This window comes from Pirellulales bacterium, assembly GCA_035533075.1.
Taxonomy (GTDB): Bacteria; Planctomycetota; Planctomycetia; order Pirellulales; family JAICIG01; genus DASSFG01.
Map to the genome: position 1 here is coordinate 1 of DATLUO010000116.1, position 4884 is coordinate 4884.

At 65.2% G+C, this 4884-nt stretch carries 2 protein-coding genes; both read right to left on the reverse strand.

Going from position 1 to position 4884, the window contains the following annotated elements; all coding sequences use genetic code 11:
• Positions 1-982 (reverse strand): AMP-binding protein (locus VNH11_14905; protein HVA47657.1); only part of this gene is annotated, 982 nt, incomplete at its 3' end.
• Positions 983-1101: 119 nt separating this feature from the next.
• Positions 1102-4554 carry an error-prone DNA polymerase gene (locus VNH11_14910; protein HVA47658.1) on the reverse strand — a complete coding sequence of 1151 codons (3453 nt, stop codon included), beginning with the start codon at positions 4552-4554 and terminating at the stop codon, positions 1102-1104.
• Between the last annotated feature and the right edge of the window lie 330 nt (positions 4555-4884).

The following is a 4884-nucleotide window of genomic DNA, read 5'->3' on the forward strand; positions in this document are numbered from 1 at the left end:
AGCAGGGTAACACTTCCCGTTGGAGTTCTGCCAGCACCTCCTGCCGGAAGTACCTGCCGCTGCGTTGGTTACGTCCTGACGCGGCCCACGCAGGGCGGCGAAAGCTGTTACCCTGAGATTCCTTGATTTGAACCACGCCGAGAATGGAGAGCGGCTGGTCGAAATCGAACCGCTCGCAGGCCGTCGGCCCGCCGTCGCCGCCGCTCAACAAGTCTTGCCAGGCGAGCGCGCCCGGCAGGCCCTCCAGCTTCGGCCGTTCGTCGAGATACGGCACGACGACCACGCGATCGATCGAGTCGACTTGGCGGCACAGTTCACGGACGGGGGACAGCGAATCAAACCGCTTTCCGGCATAGAGATAGCCGTCGGCCGTGACGAGCAGCTTGGGTCCGATCTGGCCGAAGCGATCGACCACGCCCTGCACGCCGAAGTCGGGCGAGGAACTCGACCAGATGCCGCCCAAGCTTGTCGTGGCCAACATGGCGACGACCGTTTCGGGCAGGTTCGGCAGATAGCCGGCCACGCGATCGCCGGGCCGCACGCCCAAGCGCCGCAAGGTCTCTGCGCAGCGGGCCACCCGCTGCGCTAATTCCGCGAAGGTCACGCTCTGCCGGCGTCCTTGTTCATTCCAGGAAATCAGGGCGGGCCGGTCGTCGCGGCGGCGGAGCAGGTTCTCGGCGAAGTTCAGCCGCGCGCCGGGGAACCATCGGGCACCGGGCATCCGGTCGTAGTCGGTCACGGCGGCCTGATGGTCCCAGTCGCCGATCGCGCCGCAAAAGTCCCAGACCGACGTCCAGAACTGGTTGGGCTGCGCCACCGACCACTCGTGCAGTTCCCGATAGCCGGCGAGACCGATCTGCCACCGCTCGACGACATAGCGATGAAACGCCGTCAGGTTCGCGGCCTTGGCCTGCTCGGCCGTGGGCCTCCACAGCGGATTTGCCGGCGTGGCGGGTTGCGGAACGGGGAGTTGGGCGGCCAACTTCAATCCCTCCGGTTCGTGCGGATAAAACGCGTACGTTATCGCTATCGTAAAACAACCGCGACGGTGTTTCCACTACCGTTGCACCCAAACCTCCAAAGTAGGGCAAGCATATTGCCTCAGCGAAAATCGCGCGACTGGCTGCCGAGCTTGGCGGTCAGCGGGGCGACGTCTTCCAGCTTGCTGGCCAGCACGTGAATGATTTCGCCTTGTCGCTCCAGCGTGCCATAAACCAGCATCGCGGTGGCGGTGGCCGCGGCGCGGCGGTATCGCTCCCAGATGGCGGGGCGAACGATCAGGTTCGAGACGCCGGTCTCGTCCTCCAACGTGACAAAGGTGATGCCGCTGGCCGTGCCGGGCCGCTGCCGCACCAAGACCAGCCCGGCCACGCGCACGAAGCGGCCGTTGGGCGTCTTGGCAAGGTCCGCTGCCCGCGTTACCCGTAACTCGTCGAGTTGCGGCCGCAGGAACGACATGGGATGGCCTTTGAGCGAAAGCCCGGCGGTCCGATAATCGGCCACCACCTCTTCCAGCGGCGCCAACGCGGGCAATCCGTCCGGGCGAACTTCCGGCTCATCGGCGAGTGCCTCGAACAGCGGCATGGCATGGCCGCGATGCTGCCCCAGCGCCTGCCATAAGGCGCCCCGCCGATCAACCCGCAACGAGCCGAAGGCGTCGGCTTTGGCCAACCGCATGATCGCGGCCCGGCCCAGGCCCGTGCGCCGGGCAAAATCTTCCACCGATCGAAACGGTCCCTCGCCGCGTGCGGCCATGATCGCCCGGACCTGCTTTTCCGGAAGGCCGCGGAGCTGGCGCAAGCCGAGGCGCAGGGCAAAGACGTAGGGTGGGACCAGCGAGCTTGCGAGCGCCGGTCCACCGTAATCGACGTCGCTATCGGTGGGCCGGCGCTCGCAAGCTCGCTGGTCCCACCCTACCTCGATAGCCGAAATCGCGCCAACCGGAACATCGATGGCGGTTCGAACGGTTCGCACCGGAACGCCACGGAGGGCGTTCCCTACAGGGCCTTTCCTGAACCCTGAACCCTGAACCCTGAACCCTTCCAGGCTGCAATCCCACCCACTCTCATTCACATCGGCCGGCCGAATCTCGACGCCGTGCTCGCGGGCGTCGCGCACAAGCTGGGCCGGCGCATAAAAACCCATCGGCTGGCTGTTCAAGAGAGCGGCGGCGAAAGCGTCGGGGTAATAGTGCTTGAGCCACGCCGACACGTAGACCAACAGCGCGAAGCTGGCCGAATGCGATTCGGGAAAGCCGTATTCGCCGAAGCCGCGAATCTGCTCGAACACCCGCTGGGCATACTCCGCCGAAAGGCCGCGGCGGATCATGCCGTCGTGCAGCTTTTGCCGGAACTGCTCGATCAACCCCGTCTTCCGCCAGGCGCCCATCGCCCGCCGCAACTGGTCGGCCTCGCCCGGCGAAAAACCGGCGGCCACCACGGCCAGCCGCATGGCCTGCTCTTGAAAGATCGGCACGCCGAGCGTCTTGTGCAGCACCTCGCGAATCTCGTCGTTGGGAAATTCGACCGCTTCCAGGCCGCTGCGCCGCCGCAAATAAGGATGCACCATGTTCCCCTGAATCGGTCCCGGCCGCACGATGGCCACCTCGATCACCAGGTCGTAGAATGTGCGCGGACGCAACCGCGGCAACATGCTCATTTGTGCCCGGCTTTCGATCTGAAACACGCCCATCGTGTCGGCGCGACAGATCATGTCGTACACGGCCGGGTCTTCCTGCGGAATGTTCGCCAGCGTCAGCGACCGGCCATAGTGCCGCTCGACGAGCTGGAAACATTTGCGGATGGCCGTCAGCATGCCCAACGCCAGGCAATCGACCTTGAGGATGCCCAGTTCGTCGAGATCGTCTTTGTCCCATTGAATCACGGTGCGGTCGGGCATGGCCGCGTTTTCGATCGGCACCAGCTCCAAAAGCGGCCCGCGCGTCATCACCATGCCGCCCACGTGTTGCGATAGGTGCCGCGGAAAGCCCACCAGCTCGTGTACCAAGGCGATCAGCCGCCGCACGTCGGGCGACGCCGGATCGAGCCCCGCCTGCCGCGACCGTCGGTCGAGCGAATGCTGCTGCCCGTGAGCGTCGAGCAGCTTGGCCAGCCCATCGACCTGCTGCGGCGAGAAGCCGAGGGCCTTGCCCACGTCGCGCACGGCCGAGCGGAAGCGATAGGTAATCACCTCGGCGGTCATGCCTGCCCGGTCGCGGCCGTATTTGTCGTAGACATATTGAATCACTTCTTCGCGCCGCTCGTGCTCGAAATCGACGTCGATGTCGGGGGCTTCGTTCCGCTCGCGGCTGATGAACCGCTCGAAGAGCACATCCATCCGCTCCGGATCGACCGCGGTCACGCCCAGGCAATAACAGACGGCCGAATTCGCCGCCGAGCCGCGCCCCTGACAAAGAATGCCTTGCGAGCGGGCAAAACGCACCAGGTCCCAAACCGTCAAAAAGTACGCCTCGTAACGCAGCTCGGCGATCAGCTTCAGCTCATGCTCGATCAACGCCCTCACCTTGTCGGGCACGCCGGCTGGATAACGCCGCGCGGCGCCCTGCCAGGTGAGTTCGATCAAATAACTGAGCGGCGTGGAACCGGCCGGGCAAAGCTCCTCGGGATATTCATAACGCAGCTCATCGAGCGAGAACGCGCAGCGGTCGGCCACTTCGATGGTGCGGTGCAGACAATCGGGCGCCTCGGCGAACAGCACGGCCAGCTCGTCGCGCGGCTTCAGATATCGCTCGGCGTTGGCGAACAGCAGGTCTCCCGCTTGAGCCACGGTGGTGCCTGCCCGAACGGCGGTCAGCACGTCTTCGAGCGCTCGCCGCTGGGGTGCGTGATATCGCACGTCGTTAGCCGCCACAGCCGGCACGCCCAGGCGGTGTGCCTGTTCGATTTGCCGCGCCAGTTTCTTCCGGTCATCAGGTCCATAATGCAGCTCGGCCAGCGCATAGCAGCGATCGCCGAACAGCTCGCGATACGCGGCGAGGGCTTGCTCGTAGGGTGGGACCAGCGAGCTTGCGAGCGCCGGCCCACCGTAAACGACGTCGCTATCGGTGGGCCGGCGCTCGCAAGCTCGCTGGTCCCACCCTACGCAGTCACGGGACCCCAGCACGCACGCCACCAACCCCTCCGCATGCTCCGCCAGATCGTCGAACGTCAGGCGGCATTCGCCTTTCGTGGCCCGTCGCCGGCCGAGGGTCAGCAATCGGGCCAGCCGGGCATACGCGGCACGATCGGTGGCCAGCAACACGGCGCCGCAGGCATCCGTCGGCCAGATCTCCGCGCCGATCAAGAGCTTCAGCCCGACTTCTTTGGCGGCGACATGCGCGCGCACCACGCCCGCCAGGCTATGCCGATCGGTGATGGCCAGGGCGCGATAACCGAGCGCGGCAGCCTGCCCCACGAGTTCGTCGGGGTGCGAAGCGCCCTCCAAAAACGAGAAGTTGGTCTTGGCGTGCAGCTCCGCGTACGGCGGCCCGGCGCACGACGGCACCGTCTTTGGTTCAGGCTTCGGGCGGCGTTTCGAGGGAGGAAGGTCGGGCATGGGCAGGACTGCGATACAAAAGAACTCGACACACCTATCTAGTTAGTGTATATAGTTCCATGTCAGGCGAAAAGGGGAAACAGGATCGTGTACCCGGATTTGGGACTGCAGGCGATGCGACTGGGCCTTTCCCTAGGAATCTCTCGCTCCGTACATACACTTCACGCGGCCGAGAATGAGACATTTTGCCTCGAGGAAAAGCGGTGGCTGGGGCAGAGCTTGGCCAGATAGCGGCCGGTGCCCTTCAACAGCGTGGCGGCCAAGCGATGCCCCGGTGCGTCCAACCGGGGCATCGCCCGGCCGCCAAGATGAACGAAGTGCCAGCCTCCA

Coding starts and splice junctions, on each gene's coding strand:
- VNH11_14910 (HVA47658.1), bottom strand. CDS start 4,554: ATGCCCGACCTTCCTCCCTCGAAACGCCGCCCGAAGCCTGAACCAAAG.